The 22,991-nt window shown below is 38.9% G+C and carries 21 protein-coding genes; 12 read left to right on the top strand and 9 right to left on the bottom strand.

From position 1 onward, the window contains the following. Nucleotide 1: 1 nt before the first annotated feature. The 9 genes from QL989_RS02950 to QL989_RS02910 all read left to right on the top strand — a co-directional run bounded on the left by QL989_RS02950 (nt 2) and on the right by QL989_RS02910 (nt 6,451). Entirely contained in the window at nt 2-430 is a 429-nt protein-coding gene (locus QL989_RS02950; RefSeq protein ID WP_075170211.1) for a nuclear transport factor 2 family protein, read from the top strand. A 2-nt stretch (nt 431-432) separates the two neighbouring features. Continuing rightward, nucleotides 433-1,143, top strand: coding sequence for an SDR family NAD(P)-dependent oxidoreductase (locus tag QL989_RS02945; RefSeq protein ID WP_198522632.1), 711 nt, complete (start codon nt 433-435; stop codon nt 1,141-1,143). Continuing rightward, entirely contained in the window at nt 1,140-2,393 is a 1,254-nt protein-coding gene (locus QL989_RS02940; protein ID WP_290168064.1) for an FAD-dependent oxidoreductase, read from the top strand. The genes QL989_RS02945 and QL989_RS02940 overlap by 4 nt, the downstream gene beginning before the upstream one ends. Beyond that, the gene (locus QL989_RS02935) at nt 2,386-3,123 is read left to right on the top strand and encodes a DUF1365 domain-containing protein (protein WP_290168061.1); all 738 of its coding nucleotides are present in this window, start codon (nt 2,386-2,388) and stop codon (nt 3,121-3,123) included. Before QL989_RS02940 ends, QL989_RS02935 begins: the two co-directional genes overlap by 8 nt. A gap of 50 nt (nt 3,124-3,173) precedes the next feature. After that, the gene (locus QL989_RS02930) at nt 3,174-4,436 is read left to right on the top strand and encodes a cyclopropane-fatty-acyl-phospholipid synthase family protein (RefSeq protein WP_290168059.1); all 1,263 of its coding nucleotides are present in this window, start codon (nt 3,174-3,176) and stop codon (nt 4,434-4,436) included. Then, on the top strand, nt 4,414-4,914 hold the full coding sequence (locus QL989_RS02925) for a DUF2878 domain-containing protein (RefSeq protein WP_290168263.1): 501 nt from the start codon (nt 4,414-4,416) through the stop codon (nt 4,912-4,914). The genes QL989_RS02930 and QL989_RS02925 overlap by 23 nt, the downstream gene beginning before the upstream one ends. A gap of 23 nt (nt 4,915-4,937) precedes the next feature. After that, nucleotides 4,938-5,426 (top strand): chalcone isomerase family protein, encoded by a 489-nt coding sequence (locus QL989_RS02920; RefSeq protein WP_290168057.1) that lies wholly within the window; start codon nt 4,938-4,940, stop codon nt 5,424-5,426. 1 nt (nt 5,427) lies between these two features. Beyond that, a complete protein-coding gene (locus tag QL989_RS02915) occupies nt 5,428-5,970 on the top strand; it encodes a DUF3833 domain-containing protein (protein WP_290168054.1) in 543 nt (180 codons plus the stop codon). A gap of 205 nt (nt 5,971-6,175) precedes the next feature. After that, nucleotides 6,176-6,451: an HU family DNA-binding protein gene (locus QL989_RS02910; RefSeq protein ID WP_138607972.1), complete on the top strand. Its 276-nt coding sequence runs from the start codon at nt 6,176-6,178 to the stop codon at nt 6,449-6,451. Nucleotides 6,452-6,512: 61 nt separating this feature from the next. Here QL989_RS02910 and ilvN read toward each other — a convergent pair whose 3' ends face one another. The 8 genes from ilvN to QL989_RS02870 form a co-directional block, all read right to left on the bottom strand. After that, nucleotides 6,513-7,013: an acetolactate synthase small subunit gene (gene ilvN, locus QL989_RS02905; RefSeq protein WP_076921825.1), complete on the bottom strand. Its 501-nt coding sequence runs from the start codon at nt 7,011-7,013 to the stop codon at nt 6,513-6,515. After that, entirely contained in the window at nt 7,013-8,737 is a 1,725-nt protein-coding gene (locus QL989_RS02900; protein ID WP_290168051.1) for an acetolactate synthase 3 large subunit, read from the bottom strand. The genes ilvN and QL989_RS02900 overlap by 1 nt, the downstream gene beginning before the upstream one ends. A 445-nt stretch (nt 8,738-9,182) precedes the next feature. Beyond that, on the bottom strand, nt 9,183-10,190 hold the full coding sequence (locus QL989_RS02895) for an isocitrate dehydrogenase (RefSeq protein ID WP_138607979.1): 1,008 nt from the start codon (nt 10,188-10,190) through the stop codon (nt 9,183-9,185). 179 nt (nt 10,191-10,369) lie between these two features. Next, nucleotides 10,370-12,052, bottom strand: coding sequence for a hypothetical protein (locus QL989_RS02890; RefSeq protein ID WP_290168049.1), 1,683 nt, complete (start codon nt 12,050-12,052; stop codon nt 10,370-10,372). Further along, complete coding sequence (locus tag QL989_RS02885; protein ID WP_138607982.1) at nt 12,052-12,447, bottom strand: DUF3192 domain-containing protein; 396 nt, start codon at nt 12,445-12,447, stop codon at nt 12,052-12,054. The genes QL989_RS02890 and QL989_RS02885 overlap by 1 nt, the downstream gene beginning before the upstream one ends. A 69-nt stretch (nt 12,448-12,516) precedes the next feature. Next, nucleotides 12,517-13,290, bottom strand: a complete 774-nt coding sequence (gene xni / locus QL989_RS02880) for a flap endonuclease Xni (protein WP_138607984.1) — start codon at nt 13,288-13,290, stop codon at nt 12,517-12,519. Between the two features lie 8 nt (nt 13,291-13,298). Next, on the bottom strand, nt 13,299-14,642 hold the full coding sequence (ppnN, locus tag QL989_RS02875) for a nucleotide 5'-monophosphate nucleosidase PpnN (RefSeq protein ID WP_138607986.1): 1,344 nt from the start codon (nt 14,640-14,642) through the stop codon (nt 13,299-13,301). Between the two features lie 77 nt (nt 14,643-14,719). Then, complete coding sequence (locus QL989_RS02870) at nt 14,720-16,228, bottom strand: GGDEF domain-containing protein (protein WP_290168043.1); 1,509 nt, start codon at nt 16,226-16,228, stop codon at nt 14,720-14,722. A gap of 225 nt (nt 16,229-16,453) precedes the next feature. Here QL989_RS02870 and QL989_RS02865 point away from each other — a divergent pair, with 225 nt between their 5' ends. Further along, nucleotides 16,454-18,244, top strand: coding sequence for a M61 family peptidase (locus tag QL989_RS02865; protein ID WP_290168041.1), 1,791 nt, complete (start codon nt 16,454-16,456; stop codon nt 18,242-18,244). A gap of 160 nt (nt 18,245-18,404) precedes the next feature. Beyond that, nucleotides 18,405-20,576, top strand: coding sequence for a S46 family peptidase (locus QL989_RS02860; protein WP_290168039.1), 2,172 nt, complete (start codon nt 18,405-18,407; stop codon nt 20,574-20,576). Nucleotides 20,577-20,894: 318 nt separating this feature from the next. Here QL989_RS02860 and QL989_RS02855 read toward each other — a convergent pair whose 3' ends face one another. Then, on the bottom strand, nt 20,895-21,788 hold the full coding sequence (locus tag QL989_RS02855; RefSeq protein ID WP_075170202.1) for a response regulator: 894 nt from the start codon (nt 21,786-21,788) through the stop codon (nt 20,895-20,897). Between the two features lie 97 nt (nt 21,789-21,885). On the opposite strand from QL989_RS02855, the gene QL989_RS02850 reads away from it, so the two are divergent. Further along, nucleotides 21,886-22,686 (top strand): chromosome partitioning protein ParA, encoded by an 801-nt coding sequence (locus tag QL989_RS02850; RefSeq protein WP_138607995.1) that lies wholly within the window; start codon nt 21,886-21,888, stop codon nt 22,684-22,686. Nucleotides 22,687-22,991: the final 305 nt, after the last annotated feature.

The raw sequence follows: 22,991 nt of genomic DNA, 5'->3' as shown, positions 1-22,991 counted from the left end.
TATGGATAACCAATTATCAGTCGATAAATTTGTAGAAATATATCAAAAGCTTGATAAAGATAACCTAGAGTTATTAACTGAAATTTACGCTCAAAACATTCACTTTATAGATCCGCTGCACGAAATTAATGGCCTTGAAGATTTAAGGCGTTATTTTTGTGGTTTATATAGTAATGTTAAGTATTGTCGATTTGACATAACTGATTCATTTACCAGTGATAATAACGCATTTGTATACTGGACAATGCATTATTCTCACCCAAAACTTAACGCAGGCAATACAATTTCAGTGCAAGGGCACAGTAAACTAGTATTTGAAGGTGCGAAAATTATTAAACACCGCGATTATTTTAATGCTGGAGAGCTTTTGTATAAGCATATTCCATTACTGGGCAACATTATTAATTTTATTGATAAAAGGGCTGGTTAATTATGATTACGCTTATTACAGGTGCAACATCAGGTATAGGTGAACAACTCGCGATAAAGTATGCAGAGAAGGGCGATACAGTCATTGCCTGTGGACGAAATACGCAAAAGCTCGCTGAACTTGCTAAGCATAACAACATAGAAACCTGCCAGTTTGATGCAACCAATTTGCAAGATATAAAAGCTGCCACTCTCGGCTACCCGCAATTTGACCGCGTTATTCTTAACGCCGGTAATTGCGAGTATGTTGATGATGCACGCAATTTTGATAGCGCCCTCTTTGAGCGTGTTATTAATGTTAACTTACTTTCTATGGGGTATTGCTTAGAAGCACTTTTACCCAAAATAACATCAGGCGGCCAATTAGTGATGGTTAGTTCGAGTGTTACTTATTTACCATTACCGCGTTCAGAAGCGTATGGCGCATCAAAAGCGGGCGTAAGCTATTTAGCTAAAACCCTTGCGGTTGATTTAAACGACGTTGATGTAACACTAGTCCATCCTGGTTTTGTAAAAACACCGCTTACAGACAAAAATGATTTCCCTATGCCTATGGCTGTTAGTGCTGAAAAAGCGGCTGACTATATAATCAAAGGCGTAAAAAAACGTCGTAAAGAAGTCCATTTTCCGTATCGTTTCACACTTATATTAAAAGCACTGCGAATATTGCCACTTTCGCTTTGGCTTAAAATTGCAAAAGGATTAACCCGTTGAAAAAAATAGCAATAATTGGGACTGGTGTATCAGGTTTAACTTGCGGACACCTATTGCACAAGCATTATGATGTCACACTATTTGAAAAGAACGATTATATTGGTGGCCATACTGCCACGGTTGATGTAAATCACAGCGGTATTAACTACGCAGTTGATACCGGTTTTATCGTATTTAACGATAGAACATACCCTTACTTTGAAAAGCTGCTTGAACGTATTGGTGTAAAACGTAAACCGACCCAAATGAGCTTTAGCGTTCATAATGAAGCCACAGGTTTTGAGTACAATGGGCATACATTTACTAGTTTGTTTGCTCAGCGCAGAAATATAGTTAGACCTAAGTTTTGGCGTCTATTGTACGATATCGTGCGCTTTAATAAACTCTGTAAGGCCTTGTATGAAAAAGGCCAATACACTGAGCATTCACTTGGTGAGTTGCTACAACAACATCGCTTTAATGACTTCTTTAAATATCACTATATTTTGCCAATGGGTGCAGCTATTTGGTCGACAAGCATTAAAGAAATGGAAAACGTGGGCGTAGAGTTTTTTGTAAAATTCTTTTTTAACCATGGTTTATTAGACATTACTAACCGCCCGCAATGGTATGTTATTCCGGGTGGCTCTCGTGAATACATTAAACCGTTGATTGCTGGTTTTGCTGATAAAATACAGTTAAACACTGACATTAAATCGGTAACCAGAGACGAGCGGGGGGCCACCATTACACTTGCTGATGGTCAGCAAGTCCTGTTTGATAAAGTTATTTTTGCGTGTCACTCAGATCAAGCGTTAGCATTACTCGGTGATGCTTGTGAGCAAGAAAATAAGGTGTTGGGCGCTATTCCATACACTGAGAACTCGGTGGTACTGCATACTGATGTATCATTATTACCAGATAGGAAAGCAGCGTGGGCGAGCTGGAATTATTTACTAAATAATAATACCGACAAAGCCGCTGTTGTTACTTATCAAATGAATATACTGCAAGGGATAGAGTCTGATACCCAGTTTTGTGTCACTTTAAATCACTTAGAAGGGATCAATCAAAGCAAGATTTTACGTGAGTTTACTTATCACCATCCTGTGTTCAATCAACAATCTATTGCTGCTCAACAGCTGAAAAATACGGTTGACGGTCAAAACAATACTTATTTTTGTGGGGCTTATTGGTATAACGGCTTTCATGAGGATGGTGTGCGCAGTGCCGTCGATGTTGCAAAACAACTTGGAGTAGAGTTTGACTAATGCAGTGTATTTAGGCGATGTAAAGCATCGCCGTTTTGCTGTAAAACACCATGCGTTTAATTACCCACTTTATATGCTGTGGGTTGATTTAAATAATACTCACTCGCTCAATGGCGTCCATAAGCAGCTTGGGACTTCAGGTTTTAAAGCATTAAAGTTTGAGCAATCTGATTATTTACAAGGGTTACCAGATAGCCAACATCAGCCAATTATAGAGCGTGCTCATGCGCAGCTATCCCAGCTGGGCGTAGATGAAAAATTTAGTCATGTATACCTGCTAGGACAATTACGCTGTTTGGGCATTTATTTTAGTCCAGTTAACTTTTATTTTTTTGGTCATCAAGATAATGAATTTAGTTACATGGTGGCTGAGGTGAGTAATACTCCATGGAATGAGCGACATTACTACTTGGTTCCATTACAAAAAAAAGTGAACTTTAAGAAAGTATTTTCCGTATCACCTTTTATGAATTTGGATATGAACTATCATTGGACTGTGCGACAAAAGAAAGACAATATACTGATACGTATAGAAAATAAACGCGATGAAGAACTACTTTTTGATGCTTCATTAAGGTTACAGCGCCAACCCTTATGCAATAAACAAATGAGCAAGCTGTTGAAGCGCTTTCCTGCGATGACATGGTCTATTTTCAGAGGTATTTACTATCAGGCATTTAAGTTGTTTGTTAAAAAAGTCCCATTTTTAGGTCACTCAGGCAAACTTTAAAATTTAATTTATGTTGTTTTACAAGTAATAACAATAATATAGGTAAGTATATGGAAAAGGTATCGAGCTTACGCGTTCAGGAACGCACTAGTTGGTTTACTAATTTTTATAAAAAGTTAGTGTTTAAAGCGTTCTCGTCAATTGAAACGGGTCAGATAGTGCTAGTTGAGAACAATCAACAGTCTGTATTTGGGGATGTGTCTTCAGAGCTAAAAGTAACGGTAACCGTTAACGATAATGCCATGTACAAAGCGTTTGCTCTTTCTGGAAGTGTGGGGGCGGGCGAGTCTTACATTTTAGGGCAGTGGCAATGTGACAATTTAACTCGCCTAATCGAAATTTTTGCGATTAACCAAGATCAATTAGATGCATTTGAAAAGAAATTCGCGTTTTTTAGCAATATCGCTCACCGTATAAACCACATAAAAAACAAAAACTCACACGCTGGTTCAAAAAAGAATATTGTTGCTCACTATGACTTAGGAAATGATTTATACGAGTCTTTTTTAAGCAAAGAAATGCTTTATTCGAGTGCAGTATATCCAACTAAAGATGCTACCTTAGAACAAGCCCAGCAATACAAACTACAACGTATATGCGAACAAGTTGAGCTTCAACAAGGTGATACGGTTATTGAAATTGGTACAGGGTGGGGGGCGTTTGCAATTTATGCTGCAACTCATCACGACTGTCATGTAACGACCACAACTATTTCTGACGAACAACACGACTATGTTGCTAATAAGGTTAAAGATCTTGGTCTTGAAAGCAAAATTACTTTGCTCAAGCAAGATTATCGCTTATTGACTGGCAAATACGATAAGTTAGTCTCAATCGAGATGATAGAAGCCGTTGGGCATGAATACTTACCCAGCTTCTTCACTAAGTGCGGTGAGTTATTGAAGGATAACGGTGCTATGCTTATTCAAGCAATTACGATTAGCGATCAGCGTTATCAACATTACTTAAAAAATTCAGACTTTATACAACAGTATATCTTTCCTGGTGGGTGTTTGCCTTCGCTTAATGAAATGAGTGAACAAATTAAAAATAACACCGATATGAATATACACACTATCAATGATATTGGTGCTCACTATGCCCGCACTCTTGCAGATTGGCGTGAGCGTTTTATTGCCAGCTGGCCAAAGCTTGATAGTAATAAGTTTGATGACCGTTTCTATCGCTTATGGCTATTTTACCTTGCCTATTGTGAGGGGGCATTCAGAACCCGAGCAACTAGTACCGTGCATTTAATGGCACGCAAACCCCGCTTCACGAGTAGTAATGATGAGATTGCACTCGCTTATTAACTTTGTGCTGTTTCAGGTAGTGTGGTTTATGTGCCTGCTACTTGAACAGGGCTCATTAGTTTTTTCTGCTGTAGTCATAGCGTTGATGTTTTACTTATCAGCACAAAAAAAACAAGACGCTTTACTGGTTTTAAAAGCCCTGCCATTGGCTCTATTGTGTGAATTTATTGCGGTTCAGTTAGGGCTATTTGAGTTTAAAGTTGATCCGTTTCCATTTTGGCTGGTGTTTTTATGGATTGCACTAGTGCTGTGTATTAACACTTCAATGTCGTTTCTAACTAAGCTTAAACTGTGGCAAGCATTTTGTGTGTGTTTGTTATTCGCGCCAGGCAGTTATTGGGCCGGCTCGCGATTTGAGGTATTAGAGTTAGGAATGCCACTGTGGCAATTTTGGCCACTTTACGGTGCTTTATGGGCTGCAACATTTACCCTTATTTTATTTATAAACGGTAAAATAGGCGAGTTTGTTAAGCAATAACACAATACTGCTTGGAGATAAGGATGAAAACGTTTCTAAATTTACTCATGGTTCATGTTTTATTTAGCCCTTTTGCTTACGCTGATACCCAATTTAACAAGGTAGGCGAAGCGCGAATGGAGTATCTTTTTTGGGATGTTTATGATGCAACACTTTACACACCTTCTGGCACTTACACAGCAAAGCAAGCTCCTGTTAAATTCACCTTAACTTATTTGCGTGACTTTGACGCTAAAGACATTGTAAAAGCGACTAATGAGCAGTGGCAGCACTTAGGTAAACCCCAACTTTCAGAGCGCTATGCAGATACGTTACTATCCATATGGCCAAATATTAAAAAAGGTGAATCGTTAACTCTACTGACTGATCAGCAAGGGTACAGTACTTTTTTTCACAATGAGAACCAAATAGGTCGTATTAACGATGCCACATTTGCTGAGGATTTCTTAGCTATCTGGTTAAGTGAAAACACGTCAGAACCAACAATTAGAAATCAACTACTAGGGATTTAATATGATTAACCTAAAACACGTTAAAGTCGCCATGGTATTGGCTGTTAGTTTTTTTATTGCCAGCTGTTCAGCCCCAAGTGTTGAACATTATAAGGGGTCAGAGCCAAACTTTGATTTTAAGACTTTTTTCAGTGGCGACTTAAAAGCCTATGGCGTTGTACAAGACTTTAAAGGTGAATTAACCCGCAAGCTTGTTGTTGACTTAAAGGCTACGTGGAATGGCAATCAGGGCACTATTGAAGAAGACTTTATTTACGATGATGGTGAGACACAAAAACGCATCTGGAAAATTACCTTAAACGACGATAACACCTTAACAGGAACAGCCTCTGATGTTTTAGGAATAGCTACCGGTGAGAGTGACGGCAGTGTGTTTCACTGGAATTACAATGTCGAGATCCCTTACGATGGCAGCACATTGGAAGTAAACTTTGACGATTGGATGTACCTAGTAACAAGTACGCGTTTAATAAATCGTACTTCTATCGTCAAGTTTGGTGTTGAAGTCGGCGAAGTAACATTAGTGATAGAAAAGGTACAGTGAGCCATTAAAGTGCAAAACTGCACTAATAGTGTGCCTAAATTAAGCTTTTGTTAACCCAACTCTCTGTATTTTACAGCTAATTTATTTATTTTTACTAATTTTTTAGTATTTTAGATAAAAAACGTAATTTGCTGTTGCTAACTCTTCGAAAATGCATAAAGATAGGATTTGCAAAGGCAAAATAATAACGAATAGGAATCTAATAATGAACAAAGCTCAACTAGTTGAAAAAATCTCTACTGACGCAGAAATCTCTAAAGCAGCCGCAGCACGTGCACTTGAGGCATTTACAGGCGCTGTAACTTCTTCATTAAAAGAAGGTAACTCTGTTGCGTTAGTTGGTTTTGGTACTTTTTCAGTTAAAGAACGTGCTGCTCGCACAGGTCGTAATCCACAAACGGGTGCAGAAATCCAAATTTCAGCTGCGACTATCCCAAGTTTTAAACCAGGTAAAGGTCTTAAAGATCAAGTAAATCCATAATTTGGGATTTATGAATAAAAAAAGGGCTATTTAGCCCTTTTTTTTGCACTAAATTTAACGCTTATTTAGCTTTAAGTGCTTTATCTCCTCGCCCAATGCCGACCGCACCTGATCGAACTACTTCTATAATGTCGGTTTCGTGGCGTAAGGTATCCAAAAACGATTCTATTTTATCGGTGCTGCTTACTAATTGAAGGCTGTAACTTTGGCGGCCCATATCTAAAATAGCCCCCTGAAATACATCAACAACGCGGGTAACTGCCGCACGAGTCGCTTCATCTTTGGCAAAGACTTTTACTAACAGAAGTTCGCGCTCTATGTGACTCATTTCAGTTAAATCAATAACTTTAAGTACATCGACCAGTTTGTTTACTTGCTTCGTTATTTGCTCAACAATTCTGTCATCGCCTTTAGTGGTTACCGTAATACGAGAAAGAGACTCATCATCTGTAGTGCCCACCGTTAAGCTATCAATATTGTATGCTCGTTGAGAAAAAAGCCCCACTATACGTGATAACGCACCGGGTTCATTCTCTAATAATATAGATAATATACGACGCATTATGCTTTCACTCCTTTTCTTAACCACATCTCGTCAATGCCACCATGCTTAATTTGCATCGGGTAAACATGTTCTTTTTCGTCTACTAAAATATCTAAAAATACTAATTTATCAGTGATCGACATGGCTTTGTCTATCGCAGGTTGTAATTCATCAAGGGTGTTTACCCTGATCCCTACATGGCCATAGCTTTCAACAAGCTTTACAAAATCGGGTAAAGACTCCATATACGATGAAGAGTGTCTGCCACCATAAATCATGTCTTGCCATTGTCTGACCATACCCAGTGAGCGGTTATTTAAGGAGATCACCTTTACTGCTAAGTTATACTGTAAACAGGTTGATAGCTCTTGGATGTTCATTTGAATAGAGCCGTCGCCAGTTACACATAAAGACTCTTTTTCAGGAAAAGCCAGTTTAACGCCCATTGCCGCAGGTAATCCAAAACCCATAGTCCCTAGGCCACCTGAATTGATCCACTGACGAGGGTGTTTAAATGGGTAATACTGCGCCGCAAACATTTGGTGTTGGCCAACATCAGAGCTAACATAAGCATCTCCGTTAGTGGCTTCATATATTGCCTCGATAACTGCTTGAGGTTTAATTTTGTCACCATCATTATTGTAACTAAGGCATTTTTGTTCACGCCAGCTGATCACTTGTCGCCACCAATCTTCTTGTGCACTGCGATCAATTTTAATTGGACTGTTATCTATGGCAGTTTGTAATTGCTCAAGTACCGTTGCCAAACAGCCAACAACAGGAATATGAGATTTAATAGTTTTAGAAATAGAGGTTGGATCGACATCTACATGTACAATAGTGGCATTAGGGCAGAATTTTTGAACGTTATTAGTAACCCGATCATCGAATCGTGCGCCAAGCGCCAAAATAACATCGGCATTGGCCATGGCTTTATTTGCTTCTAATGTACCGTGCATACCTAACATACCAATAAAGTTAGGGTGAATGCCCGATATACCACCTAGTCCCATAAGCGTGTTGGTAATAGGGGCGTTAAGTGACTCGACTAAATGAGTTAGTTGCTCTGAGGTGTTTGAAAGCACAATACCGCCACCCGAGTAGATAACCAGTTTCTTCGCTTCTAAAATAGCAGTAACAGCTTTACGAATTTGTTTAGAATGACCCTTTGTATTTGGATTATAGGTTCTGAGCTCAGTTGCCGCTGGAAAGTTGTAAGCAAAAGTTAGTTCTGGATTAAGCATGTCTTTAGGAAGCTCTACTACAACAGGACCAGGGCGTCCTGTGCTGGCAATATAAAAAGCTTTGGCAAGTATATTGGGAATTTCACTAGCACTTCTACAATTAAAGCTATGCTTTACAATAGGGCGAGAGCAACCAACAATATCGGTTTCTTGAAACGCGTCATCGCCAATAAGATTTGTTGGCACTTGACCTGATAATACTACCATAGGAATTGAATCCATATACGCAGTTGCTATGCCTGTTACACAGTTTGTTGCACCAGGTCCGGATGTAGCAAGTACAACACCCACTTCACCGGTTGCTCTTGCGTAGCCATCGGCCATGTGTGTAGCCGCTTGTTCATGGCGTACTAAAATGTGCTCAATATCATCTTGCTGAAAAAGTGCGTCGTATAAATCTAATACTGAGCCACCGGGGTAACCAAATATATACTTTACCTTTAGCTCTTTTAATGACTTAACAACCAATTCAGAGCCATTATATTCTTGTCTACTCATCCTCATTCCTCTGTTGATTATATGCAAAAAAAAACCCCCGCGTAGTGCGAGGGTTTTAAAAAGCATTTTTCACCTTTTAATACATCCCCGCTGGGCTTATCACTAAGACCAGTACGAGTAAGACTAAAAGGCGAAATTGTGTATTCATGATGTTTTGCTCTTAAAATAAAATGCTGTTTAAATTACAATTTTTGTATGTGGTTATTTTTAAGGCTTTTGAGTACTTATGTCAACCAAAAACTGCATTTTTAGATTAAAATTTCATTTTTTAATTCATTTTAATATATTAGTCTATTTTTTGTGAGTTTTTCTTACTTATTAGCAGATATTATGCAGATTTCTGTTGTGGTTGGGCTTGAGGAAGGTGGTTAAAACGCATAAATACGGTATTTCTTAGACATAAAAAAAGCCAGCTAATGCTGGCTTGTTAATCTAACAGTATTAATTACAGACGGTCAATTACTGATTGTGTGAAATCGGTTGTGCCGTGGCTGCCGCCTAGATCACGAGTAGTACGGTCGCCTGATTTAATTACATCAGCAACAGCACTACGAATACGCTCAGCTGTATCGCCCATGTTTAAATGCTCTAGCATTTGAATAGAGGCTAAAATTACTGACGTTGGGTTCGCAAGGTTTTTACCAGCAATATCCGGCGCACTACCGTGAACAGCTTCAAAAATAGCAGCATCTTCGCCAATGTTTGCACCAGGCGCCATGCCTAAACCGCCAACTAAGCCCGCACATAAGTCAGATAAGATATCGCCGAATAAGTTAGTTGTAACGACAACGTCAAACTCTTCAGGGGTCATTACAAGCTTCATACATGTTGCATCAACAATCATTTCAGTTGATTCAATTTCTGGGTAACGCTCAGCTACTTCACGCGCTACTTTTAAGAATAACCCAGAGGTTGATTTTAAAATGTTTGCTTTATGTACAGCGGTCACTTTTTTACGGCCTTCACGCACAGCAAGTTCGTATGCGAATGTAACAATTTTTTCTGCGCCTTCGCGAGTGATCACTGATTTTGCTTCAGCTTCAGTCCCATCTTCTGATACAACTTGGCCTGCACCTGAATACATGCCTTGTGTGTTTTCACGAATAGTGATGATATCAATATCGTCGTAACGTGCTTTAGTACCGGCAAACGATTTAACCGGGCGTACATTAGCGTATAAACCAAATTGCTTACGAAGTGTTACGTTGATTGATGTAAAACCTTCGCCCACAGGCGTGGTTAGTGGACCTTTTAAGGTAATTTTATTTTTAGCAATTGTGTCAATTGTTTCTTGTGGAAGCAACTCGCCTGTTTTTTCAAGCGCAGCTAGGCCAGCGTCAACAAATTCATAATCAAAATCGCATCCTGCGGCTTTTAGTATTTCAAGTGCTGAGTCGATAATGCTTGGGCCGATGCCGTCGCCTTTGATCACTGTTATGGTTTGTTTGGCCATGAACTTTTCCTTTAAAGATTTGGATACACATATAAATAATAAACACTTTCAGAGTTTAGACTACTTATATGACAGGGGTGCTAAATTTAAGCCGGCATTTATACCAATATATCACTCATTTTGCCAGTTTATAGTATGAATACAGGGTATAACTTTAAGTTATAGTGATAATAAGTCAGCTAAATACTATTGTGTAACCCTAAGCGCAGCAGTGATTGATTAAAATCGGCTTCACTTTGCCAGCCATGGCGACTAAGTTGTTGATTTAATATTTGCTGTTGCCATGCTGTTAATGGCTGGTTAGGTTTAAGTATGCGCTGCGCCACTACCTTTAATGCCGCCCATAATTGACCTGCATCATCAAGCTGCTTTTTAGGGAGTTGCTCAGCTTTTAATAAAGCCGACGCCCATGGGTCGCCACTAAGTAATTCGTTAAGCTCGTTGTGTAAATGAGTGGCATCTATGTTGTTTATACCAAAAAATGTACTAAAAGGTGTATCGAGAGATTTATTCGGTGTTTGATCAATGGTGATTTTTCTTGAAACATCAGGGCTGTAATGTATCAGTACATAATATAAATAGGCATATAAGCTTAAGCTAATACGCTCACTTTGAACGCTAGGATTATATTTAACTAATAGCTCTAATATATTTACTAAACAGCTAATACGGGTGTATAAAAAAGCATGTAGAGGATGAGCAATGCTATTTACTAATTGTTCAAACACGACCCCTTGAATAATAGCGGGTGCTTTATCGTAACCCACCATAGATAAGCTGTGCCTTAAATCTTTAGCGGCTAATCGCTCTTTATTGTAGTGCTTTACTGCTAAACACACTGACTTTACAACATCAGGGTAGGGAGTAAGTAAGGTGTTTAAAGCTTTAAAACTGTATTCTTTTTGCGTTTTTATTTGTTTTACTAACTGATACAAAGGCGTTTGTGCAGAGTGATTATTATGCGGGATATTAAGATGTTCACTGTCCCATATTTTTAAAAATAAGCGATTATCGTTGCATTCCCATGCTTTTGAGTCATCCACTAAGGACGCTTTTATACGATACCATGCCATTTTAGTATTGGCGTTATTAACTATAATATGTCGGCCTTGTGTATCAGTGGCTAAATAAACCATAGCTTGGTCGGCATAAACAACTTGGCTGCCTGGTATATATTGTCCTATATGAGCGACTAACGCTTTTAATAACGCTTGTGCAAATGAGTTAGGGGTTCTTATATATAAATCAGCGACCGCTTTATAAAAATTTATGTGCTGTTGCTTTGTATTACAAGTAACGTTAAGCGCTAGCATATTTGCTAAAGCAACCACCACACTAGCACCGTCATAAAGCATAATTTTAGGTGTATCTAATAATGCATGTTTGTATTTGCTGAGTTTAGCCAAAATATGGGCAATTTTATGTGCAGGTTGCTTAGCCGTTAATAGTACTTTAGCAGCAAGCTTATGGCGTAACGACCATATTTTTTTATCGGCTTCATTAAACGCTTGCTGTTGAGCTAGCTTATTTAATTGCTTAGCAACACAAACGTGCTCAACCAGTGAAGCACTAATATAAAGCTCGGTTAAATCGTTGTCGTAGTTTTGGCTACTACACAAAGCACAGGTTAATACACACTGATTAACGACTAAATTGGTTGCGTAACTATACTGTGTTTTATATAGATTTAACTGAGTTTGTAAGGCCGCTGGGTTTTGTTTGTATAACGCTGCGTATTGCTCTGATAGTTTACACACAAGAGGGTAAAAGGTATGCCACTGACTTTTGTTGTTATGGGAGCTTAAAAGCAATTGTGTGCTTTCGAGTAGTTTTTTTAGTTTACCCGACAGTGGAGCTTCCATTAAGTTTTCCCGTCATTATGCTCAAGGTATTTTTCATAAGCACTTGGGCCCCACATTATTAGTTGGCCATTTTTAAATAGCAACCCAGTACATTCATCCATGGTGGTGATGCCGTCAGAGGTTTTATGTTGGGTGCGATAAAAAATTACTTGCCATACTTGCTCGCCATCACGTTTAGCATAGGTTAAATCTGGACTACCTAAGTATTCAAGCACATTATTTAGCGTAAAGGTATCTTCCAAGCGCAATTTCTCTATATAGCGTTTATTAAAAGCTTCTCTATCTTGCCAAATCATAGCTTGTGGATCGTCTTTATAAAACATAATAACCGTCGTGGCTATTAGTGCATATAAACCTAATCCTAATATTAAATACCTAAAAAACTTTTTAAACATTGCCAACCCAGATCAAAACACCTATTACTAGTATACGTACTGCTAAAGTGCAGTGCTATTAACTTGCGACTAATTAAGCCTTAACTGCTTTAAACTAAAGCCTAAATGGATATCTGTACGCAAACTCACCAACTGCTTAGAAATAATAAACATATCCATATCTTCATTCAGCTTTTTTTGTAACCGCGCGTTTAACGATTCATCCTTTAACGCTTCTTCAATAGAGCTATATTGATTAACCAATTGCTGCGCAGATTTAACACCAATACCTTTCACACCCGGAATGTCATTGGTTTTATCGCCTGCGAGTGCCCAAAAGTCGATGAGTTTATGTTGAGCGACAGCAAAGCGCTCTTCAATATGTTCTTTATTCAGGTGCTGCTTTTTAAAGTAATCGTATACTTCAATATGCTCATTCAAATGAGGTAAAAATCCTTTATCCGTAGAGACAATGGTGTTGTTTATCTGATTATTAGCGGCTTTATGCGCTAAAGTCGCAATAATATCATCGGCTTCATCGTTAGTCGGTTCAAATACCACAATACCGGTTTCTTCAATGGCCGCTTTAAAATGAGGTAACGCGCTTTTTAGAGTCTCTGGCATAGGAGCACGCGAATGTTTGTAGTCTTTATAAAAGTGGTAACGCCAGCTTTTGTCACCATCAAAAACGGCTATTGCATGGGTTGCATTGGTGGTTGTTAAAAGCTTTTTGCATGCATGTGCAACTCGGGCACAGCATGCTTTTAACATGTGTTCGTCGCTATGATGGCTTTGGTTTGCATCAACAGCATAAATGCGCCTAATTAAATTAAGCGCATCAATAAGGAGTAAATGGGGATTCAATTATAAACTCACGCTTTTATTGTATAACAAGGGATATACTTACTTCCGGGAAGTTTCATTCTACCTTGTTCTACAAACGCTTGTAAAAGTTTGTCCATTGCTTTCATTAAATCAGGCTCACCACTTAGTACATAGGGGCCATGCTCGTTAATTACATTTAAGCCTTCTTCTTTCACATTACCTGCAACAATTCCCGAAAACGCACGGCGTAAATTAGCTGCAAGCTGTTGTTTGGGCTGATCAAGATGTAAATCAAGTGACGCCATGGCTTCATGAGTTGGGTAAAAAGGCTGCTGAAAATCATTTTCTATTTTCAACGTCCAATTAAAGTAATAAGCATCGCCTTGGCTTTTACGATATTCGCGAACTCCGCTCATAGCCGATTTAAGCTTTTGGCTAACTAATTGAGGATCATCAATAATCACTTCAAACTTACTCAGTGCGGCATCACCTAAAGTCATTTGAATAAACTTACAAAGCTCTTCAAAGTAAGCTTTGCTGTGTTTAGGGCCAGTTAAAATAACCGGTAAACATTGCTTTTCGTTTTCGGGGTGTAACAAAATACCTAATAAATATAGCAACTCTTCGGCTGTACCTGCGCCACCTGGAAAAATTATAATGGCATGTGCGGTACGAACAAATGCCTCAAGACGTTTTTCAATATCGGGTAAAATAACCAGTTCATTTACAATCGGATTGGGTGGCTCTGCCGCTATAATGCTTGGCTCAGTTAAACCTAAATAACGATTATTGGTAATACGTTGCTTTGCATGGCCAATGGTTGCGCCTTTCATTGGGCCTTTCATTGCACCAGGCCCACAGCCGGTACAAATATTTAACCCACGTAACCCCAGTTCATAGCCAACTTGTTTAGTGTATTTATATTCGACTTCGTTAATCGAATGGCCACCCCAACATACAATCATGTTAGGTTCGCTATTTACTTTAAGTGCGTCGGCATTTCTTAGCATGTCAAAAACCATGTGAGTAATGGCTTTTGTTTCCTGCAGGTTTTTTTCATACTTTTGGCAAATAAACAAAATATCGCGAATAACCGAAAATATGTGCTCATGTATACCAGTTACTATGTGGCCATCAACAAAGGCTGTTTGCGGAGGATTTTCTAATTCAATTTTTATACCGCGTTCACGGCTGACCAAGCGTATATCAAAATCTTTATGTTTATCGTAAATATCATTGCTTACATCGGTGTGGCTGCCTACATTGAGCACGGCCAATACACAGTTTCTAAATAGCCTGTAGCGTTCGCTGGTTGATGATTGCTCGAGTAAGTCTACTTCTAGCTGCGACAATAAGTCTAATACCCCTGTAGGGTTTAATTGTATTAGCATCGACATTCTCCTTGAAACTTCTTGGGTAAATTTACTGCGTAGTTATGCCTTATACTCAATGGTAAAAGTGCATAACACTATTTACTAATACACAGACGATCCCGGCCTGAGTTTTTAGCATCGTATAGAGCTTCATCGGCTCTATCAAACGCTTTTAGAGGCGTATCACCCACTTCAAATTGGGTTGCGCCTAACGAAACGGTAATTTGAATTTGTTTGTCTTTAAATTTAAATGGGATCTTTTTAATCGACAGTCTTAATTTATTGAGATGCTCGACAGCGTTATCAAGTGATGTACGAGGCATTAATAACACAAACTCTTCGCCGCCATAACGGGCAATAAAGTCAGTTTGTCTAATCGATTTTTGCAGCGCTTTGGCAATCACTTGTAGGGTAATATCACCTGCTGTGTGACCAAAGCGATCGTTAATTGATTTGAAATGATCAACATCAATAACCACTAAGGTTATGTCTGACGGTTGTTCATTAAACAAATTAATTTCGTGATTGTAGCGTTCGTCAAAGGCTGCTCGATTAGGTAACTTGGTAAGGCTGTCGAGTAAACTTTTAAAGCGTTGTTCATTTAAACGTTTTTTATAATTACTAACTTTGTTTTCTAAACTGCCAATTCTATCGTTTATTTGTGCAAAGCTAGAAATTAAAATTTGGCGATCTTTTTGTTCCAGTTGTTCTTTTTCTAGAATGTCTGCACTCAATGAGCGTAACTCATTTTCAACCAATTGCTTTAATTCTGTAATTGATGTTGCTTTATTTGTTTGTGTATTTAAATTTTTTAATTTTTCACCAATTCGTTGATTAATTGATTCGAATTCAACATTCATAGATTCAGAATGTTCTCTGGTTGAAACCAATGAACTATGTAGCTCTCCAAGCGTTTGATTTAATGAAGTTAAAAAGCTTTGCGCTGACGCACGCTCAACTTGAATGCTTTGTACAATGAGTGTGATTACATCAATTGCTGCATCAAGAAGTTGGTCTACGGCTTTATTTTTAGCGATACGTTTTTTTATTAAATACAGCTCATCGTTGGCTTCTTCTTCAAGTACTAACTGACTAACTAATTTAAATAGCTTTTCAGTGAGAGCACTAAGATTTGGAGGCTTAAAGGTATCGTTGCTTTTAGCTATTAAAGCTTGATGATAAAAAGTGATCAGCTGATTTAAAACAGGTATAAAACCATGTACAGATTGAATATCGTCTAGCTCGTTATCGAGTAAGTGGCGCAGTGTTCTGCGGGTATCGTTAGGTAAACCTTTGGTTTGTTGTAATTGCTTACCTGCATTTTGTACACTGGTGAGAAGGTCACGTTGATGTGCTAGTTGAATGGCTTCTTGGTTTTTTAGCAAAGCTAAAATATCATCCACCAAAGGAGCAAAGTCTTCATAACCCATTCCTTTGTTTAATGCGCTTCGAAACTTAGCTAGGCGGTTATCAAGCTCAGTATCAAGTCCCTTACAGCTTAAAGATAACTTAGCTGCAAAATTAGAAAGCGTACTCACTTGATGTTGGCGAGCACTTTCTACTACTTTTCTACTGTCGATTGCTTGCTTTAGTTTTTGTTCCACCGTATTGGAGCTCCTAGACACCTACACACCATTATCTTAATACCTTTATTGTTTTAGTTTACAACAAAAACATATTAATAGTAGGGATGAGATCAAAAACTTAATGTTTTTAATAACAAAATACGAGCGATCTTAAATATAAGTGCATTTACCGCTTTTAATTCACTTTTAAAATGGGTCTTGTTAACCTTGGTACAACAATACGTTATATAAAAAAGAGCCTTCATGAAAAAGCTACTTGCCTTATCAATTTTAGCTGCCTGTTCAGCACCTGTATTTGCCGACGTTAACTACGCTTTAAATATCTCTCAGCCAGAACATCATTTAGGTGATGTAAATGTAGAGTTTCCTAAAACTGCGCAGTCTTATTTAGATGTAAAATTGCCAGCATGGCGTACTGGTCGCTACGAAATTTTAAACCTTGCCAATGGCGTTCGCTATTTTAAAGCCAGCGACGATGAAGGTAATGCATTAAAGTGGGAAAAAATAGACCACAGCACATGGCGTGTTCATTTAAATGAGCCGACTCAAGTCAATGTTGATTACCAAGTGTATGCCAATGAGCTAGGTAAGCGCGCTCGTCATATTGACGACAGCCACGCGTTTGTTGACGCATCTGGCTTTTTTATGTTCAGCGAATCATTTCGCCAAGAGCCCGTTACGGTTGAATTAAACGTACCTAAAGCATGGCGCTCTGTGTCGGGTATGGAAAACTATAAGAATAAACACAGCTTTAAAGCCAGCGACTACGACGTGCTTGTTGATTCACCAATAGAAACAGGTGTTAACGAACTGCGTACTTTTGAAGTTGATGGCCGTGAGTACGAACTAGTGGTGTGGGGCGAAGGTAATTACGACATAGAACTGATGCTAACCGATTTAAAAAAGCTTGTAGCAACGGGCAATGTAATTTGGGACAGCTACCCGTATGAGCGTTATGTATTTATGGTACATGCTACATCGGGCGCGGGCGGCGCAACTGAACACTTAAATTCAACTATTATTCAACGCCCACGCGATCGCTTTGCTAAACGTGAAGACTATTTAGCTTTTATAAGCACAGCGGCACATGAATTTATTCATACTTGGAATGTAAAAGCGTACCGTCCTAAAGGGCTTGCGCCATACGACTATACCAATATTAATTATTCAAAACTGCTGTGGATTGCTGAAGGGTCTACCAGCTATTTTGAAGACCATTTATTAGTGCGCTCAGGCATTCAAACCACCGATGAGTTTTTTAAGAACTTCAGTAAAACCATTAATCGCCATCTCACAACCCCAGGGCGTGAAGTGCAAAGTGCTAGCGAAACCAGCTTTGATAAATGGATAAATCAAGGTGGCGATCATGCACGTAACTACGGCACTAATATTTACCTTGAAGGCTCGTTATTGTCGATGGCGTTAGATATCGACCTACTAGAAAAAAGCCAAGGTAAAATAAGCTATAAAAATGTACATAACGAACTTTATAAGCAGCATAAGCTACCAGCGGGTTTTACTGAGAAAGACGTATTAGCAATTTTAAAGCAGCTAACAGGGCGTGATTACAGTAATTGGTGGCAAGCAAATGTTAGCACACCAGCCAGCTTAGATTTTGATGAATTACTGGCAAAAGTAGGTTTGAGCTTTGAGCTGCCTGAAAAAGCCAAGGCTACACCAAGTTTAGATGCCTTTACTAAAAATACCGGTGAATTGCTCACCCTTACTCATGTACGTCGCGATGGTGCAGCATGGCAAGGTGGTTTAACCACCGACGATAAACTCGTTGCTATTAACAAAAAACATGTAGGGAAAGACTTAACCGCCAGCCTAGAAACCTTTAAAGCAGGGGACAAGGTAACTGTTGATTTTATTCGCCGTGACGCTTTGATGTCGACTGAGCTTGTGTTGTCTGAAGATTTCGACAAACCTAAAAAAGTAGTCGCTAATAAAAATGCCTCTGCTGAGCAAAAAGCGCTGTTTGAAGCATGGATGGGTGTAGCGCATCCAAATGATGTGAAAAAAGACGACTAATATTGTATATCATATTGTTTAAAAAGGAGCTTAGGGTCACAAACCCTGAGCTCCTTTTTTGTTTATTAAGCGCTATATTGTAACAATTTATCTCAGCGCAGTTGACCTAACTCATACTTAATGAGTAATCTGCTGGTTCAATAATAAAAGGGATTCTATAATGCGTTTAAAACCTCTTGTTGCCACATTGGTAGCAACCTGTTCACTGGCACTTTCTTCTGCGGTCCATGCCGATGAAGGCATGTGGCAACCTCATCAACTACCAGAGCTTGAGTCAATTTTAAAAGCCAAAGGGCTTGAAATTAGCGTTGATTCAATTTCAAAATTAACCGAATTTCCAATGAATGCGGTTATCAGCTTAGGCGGTTGTACAGCCTCGTTTGTTTCGCCAAAAGGCTTAGTTGTAACTAACCATCACTGTATTTATGGTTCGGTGCAATATAATTCAACGCCTGAAAATAACATTTTAGAAAATGGCTTTTTAGCAAAAACACCGGCTGAAGACTTACCAGCTGCGCCAGGTTCACGTGTGTACGTAACCGAAACAGTGACCAATGTGACCGACAAAGTGATTAGCGGCACTAACGAGCTAAGCGCAAAAGCACGCTATGATGCGTTAGAAAAAAATCAAAAAGCACTCGTTGCACAGTGTGAAGCTGATGCTAGTTACCGTTGTAATGTGTATTCGTTTCATGGTGGTTTAGAGTTTTACCTAATTAAATCACTGGAAATTAAAGATGTACGTTTAGCGTATGCACCTGCCATGGGCGTAGGTAAATACGGTGGCGATATAGATAACTGGATGTGGCCGCGCCACACAGGCGATTTTGGTTTTTACCGCGCCTATGTAGGTAAAGACGGCAAGCCAGCAGAGTACAGCGAAGATAACGTACCGTACGTGCCAGAGTCTTACTTAAGTGTAAGTGCTAAAGGCGTGCAAGAGGGCGACTTTGTTATGGTAACTGGCTATCCAGGGCGTACCAATCGTTACCGTATTGCCGCAGAGGTTGATTACGTATTTAACGACAGTTACCCTAAAGCGCGCATGCACAATACTAAATACGTGTCACTAATTGAAGAAAACTCAGAAGATGGCAGCAAAGCCCGTATTGCTTACGAAAGCACCATAGCAGGTTACAACAACTACATTAAAAACTATGGTTCGATGATTGAAAGCTTCAAAAAAGGCACCATGTTTGAGCGTAAAAAACAGTTTGAACAAGAGCTTACAAGCTGGATAAACAGCGATAGCGAGCGTAAACAGCGCTACGGGAATGTGCTTAATGAGTTATCGGCATTAGTAGCTCAATCGCAAGAGCACAGTGAGCGCGACCGTATGGTAGGCTATGTTCATCGTTCACAAATGATCAGCACGGCACGTCGTTTATACCGCTTAGCGGTTGAAAAACAAAAGCCAAATAGTGAGCGCGAATCAGGTTACCAAGAACGCGATTTACCGCGTATTAAATCTTCTCTTGAGCGTATGTCACGTCGCTTTGATGCCAATGTAGATAAAGCTATATTACTGCACTTTTTAGAGCAATATGCAGCATTACCTAAAGCAGAGCGTTTTAGTGAAATTGATAAAGCTTTTGCTTTAGAAAACGGTTTTGATAAAGCAAAACAAAGTGCATTGCTAGATGAAATGTATGCCAAATCAAGACTAGATAATGAAATTGTACGTAATTCATTATTTGAACAAACACTGAGCCAGCTTAACCAAAGCCAAGACCCGTTCATGCAATATGCAAAAGCCATATTCACAGTAATGAAAGCTGAGGAAGATAAGTCAAAAGCCCTGGCAGGTAAATTACAAGCTGCTCGCCCAGAGTTAATGAGTGCAATTATTGCCTTTAACAAAGCGCAAAACAAACCGGTTTACGCCGATGCAAACAGCACATTACGTGTAACTTACGGCACGGTAGGCGGGTATTCTCCGCAAGATGGATTAGTGGCTACGCCGTTTACCTCACTTGAAGGCTTATTGGCTAAAAACACCGATGTTGACCCATTTAATGCGCCTAAAAAGCTGCAAGAGCAAATTAAAGCGAAGCTTTATGGTGATTACACTGGTGGCATGAATACTGTTCCGGTTAACTTTTTATCAAATGTAGATACAACAGGCGGTAACTCAGGTTCGCCAACGCTTAACGGCAATGCCGAGCTGGTGGGTTTACTGTTTGATGGTGTGTACGAAAGCATTATTGGTGATTGGGATTACAACCCAGAACTAAATCGCTCAATTCATGTAGATTCACGCTACATGCTGTGGGTAATGGATAAAGTAGATAACGCCCAAAACTTATTAGACGAAATGAAAATCGTAAAATAAGTAGCAGTTAAAATAACAAAAGGCGCTTACCTTAACCGGAAGCGCCTTTTTTGTTTAAACATGTTTGGATTAATTTAACTTAGGGTACGGGTTACGAGGTTCGGGCTTCGGGGGGAGCTAATATTTAACTTTTCACTGACACTCGGCTTTGTGTGATGGTTTTGGTTTCTCATTTTCAGCTCATTGTCTTCTCTATGTTCAAATAGCTTTTAATGAATTATGCACAAAGAGGGGGAAGAGACGCTACGCTTTTGTAGGAGCAGGGTGTTTTTAAATTTAAACTTCTTTGATAAAAGTAAATACGTTACGCTTAATTTACTAAATGCCAACTAGCATAATTTTACCTTGTGCCATGCCCTCAAGCTGGCAGCTAAAATCAATGCGCTTTTCAGCAGGTGTTTTATACAGCAAAGTGAGCTTACGAAAAGGCGTGGTAATCACTTTGACCGTTTTGATTTGTAAACTAACGCGTGTTCGTTTGTCTAAAAAGGCAAAAGCCGTTTCCGTTAACGCTTTTTTACATGCGCTTAATGCTGTATTCGTTACAACGCCCGATAATATAGAGTTACTAATATCTTCAGCCGACAAGCTGCTATAGCCACTTGCCATTACGCACGCGGCATAAATATCAAGTATGGCAATGGCACGTACTTTTTGACTTTTTGGATCCTCATAAACAGCCATTACACAAGGTACTTTAGATTCATCGAATACCTGCGGTTGAATTGTGTTTACGATTAAAGACTGACTTATATGTTTATGAAACAACCGTTCTAATTGCGACAGCTTTGGTAACGCTAAATCATCATTTAATTCAATTTCATCAGGAATGACTTCGTTATTTTCTACAAGTTGCACCAGAGGTAATAATTTATCGTGAAGTTGTTCATCAGTAAAAGGTTTTGATAGAACAAAAGATGCGCCAAAGCTAATGGCTTCTTCAATTTGAGACTTTTCATCAACCGTGGTTAGCATTGCTACTATTATATTAAGTTGCCTTTGCTTTATTGCACGTAATAGCGTCACTCCACACATATCAGGCATATGCCAGTCTGTAAGCACAATATCGGGGTGCCAACTACCAATCAGCGTTAACGCTGATTTAGCATTGTTGGCTTTTTCTATTAATAACTTCCGATAGCCAAACTTTTCCAACCCTCGGCGTACTATTTCAAGTGTTGCATGGCTATCATCCACGATAAGTATTTTCACACAGGTAACTTTTTTTTAATGTTGTTGTTATTATGGCAGATTTTTTTGACAGCGCTAAACTCTAGTAAATAAACACTTAATTTAAGATAACTAAATAATGCCATATGCCGTATTTCCGCCAGAGGTTTATCATTATATTGCTATAAATTTTGGGCTACTTATTTTAGCCGCGTGGTTTTATATTCTTTTACTGATACTCAGAGAGTTTAGGGCATTTGCACTTAGCATGGTTAAAAGTAACGGCACAATGGATGATGCTACTTTAGCTATGTGTAGAGAGTCTGTTGAAAATGCCATGAGCTATGTTAACGATAATCGAAAAACTATCGCTGAGTTAATCAGTGTACAAATGCTATTACAACAGCAATTAACTGAGGTTACTTCATCAACCAAAGATCATGTTACCGAAAAAGAACAACAGCTAATCGATGATCTCAATAAAAAATTAAAACGCTCGCATAAGCTCATTCGCAAACTTAAAGGGGATTTGGATAAAAGTGTTGAAAAATTAAAAGTTACCCGTCAAAAACTCTATGCACAATATGATGCAGTGACTGTACTTCAAGAAGAAAAAGACCAGTTACAAGCAGATTATGAAGCGCTTAAAACCGCGAGCGAAAATAGTGATAAAACATCAAACGCAGATGCATCCTCAACGCCCGATCAAACAAAGTTACTTAACACTTTAAACGAATATAAAAGGCAAATTGCAGAGCAAGACCAACTATTACAGCAATTGCAGTTACAAACTGACGGGCCAGAAAGTAGTGAAGAGCTTGACACATTAAAGCAAGAGCTAGAAAAAACCCAGTACGCACTTAAGCACCTTACAAAAGAAAAAAAATTCATTGAAGGACGCTATTTAGAAATGATGAAAAATAGCCAAAAACCAAGCTAACTAACGACTTTTTTTAGCCTGAGCGAGTAAACGTTATTACAGTGTTTTCTGCTCATTCACTTCTCTTTGTGAAATAAGGTATTTAGTGATTTATGAACGAAGAGAGCACAGAGACGCTGCGCTTTTAGTGAACGTAAAAAAGCCATATATTGCTCTGTAGCAGCGATTTCATATCGCGCCAGAGTTAAGCCTAAATAAGTATTTACCACCGAGGACACAGAGTTCACAGAGAAATACTTAAAAGATATCAATCCACCTCTGTGTAGCGCAAAGCGCCTCGAGATTATCTGTGGTGAAAAAATTGT

It is taken from the genome of Pseudoalteromonas sp. APC 3224, assembly GCF_030407535.1.
Taxonomy (GTDB): Bacteria; Pseudomonadota; Gammaproteobacteria; order Enterobacterales; family Alteromonadaceae; genus Pseudoalteromonas.
The sequence above is the reverse complement of the archived record's forward strand: the minus strand, read 5'-3'. Positions and strand labels throughout refer to the sequence as shown.

Coding starts and splice junctions, on each gene's coding strand:
- QL989_RS02950 (WP_075170211.1), top strand. CDS start 2: ATGGATAACCAATTATCAGTCGATAAATTTGTAGAAATATATCAAAAG.
- QL989_RS02945 (WP_198522632.1), top strand. CDS start 433: ATGATTACGCTTATTACAGGTGCAACATCAGGTATAGGTGAACAACTC.
- QL989_RS02930 (WP_290168059.1), top strand. CDS start 3,174: ATGGAAAAGGTATCGAGCTTACGCGTTCAGGAACGCACTAGTTGGTTT.
- QL989_RS02925 (WP_290168263.1), top strand. CDS start 4,414: ATGAGATTGCACTCGCTTATTAACTTTGTGCTGTTTCAGGTAGTGTGG.
- QL989_RS02920 (WP_290168057.1), top strand. CDS start 4,938: ATGAAAACGTTTCTAAATTTACTCATGGTTCATGTTTTATTTAGCCCT.
- QL989_RS02915 (WP_290168054.1), top strand. CDS start 5,428: ATGATTAACCTAAAACACGTTAAAGTCGCCATGGTATTGGCTGTTAGT.
- QL989_RS02910 (WP_138607972.1), top strand. CDS start 6,176: ATGAACAAAGCTCAACTAGTTGAAAAAATCTCTACTGACGCAGAAATC.
- ilvN (WP_076921825.1), bottom strand. CDS start 7,013: ATGCGTCGTATATTATCTATATTATTAGAGAATGAACCCGGTGCGTTA.
- QL989_RS02900 (WP_290168051.1), bottom strand. CDS start 8,737: ATGAGTAGACAAGAATATAATGGCTCTGAATTGGTTGTTAAGTCATTA.
- QL989_RS02895 (WP_138607979.1), bottom strand. CDS start 10,190: ATGGCCAAACAAACCATAACAGTGATCAAAGGCGACGGCATCGGCCCA.
- QL989_RS02890 (WP_290168049.1), bottom strand. CDS start 12,052: ATGGAAGCTCCACTGTCGGGTAAACTAAAAAAACTACTCGAAAGCACA.
- QL989_RS02885 (WP_138607982.1), bottom strand. CDS start 12,447: ATGTTTAAAAAGTTTTTTAGGTATTTAATATTAGGATTAGGTTTATAT.
- ppnN (WP_138607986.1), bottom strand. CDS start 14,642: ATGCTAATACAATTAAACCCTACAGGGGTATTAGACTTATTGTCGCAG.
- QL989_RS02865 (WP_290168041.1), top strand. CDS start 16,454: ATGAAAAAGCTACTTGCCTTATCAATTTTAGCTGCCTGTTCAGCACCT.
- QL989_RS02860 (WP_290168039.1), top strand. CDS start 18,405: ATGCGTTTAAAACCTCTTGTTGCCACATTGGTAGCAACCTGTTCACTG.
- QL989_RS02850 (WP_138607995.1), top strand. CDS start 21,886: ATGCCATATGCCGTATTTCCGCCAGAGGTTTATCATTATATTGCTATA.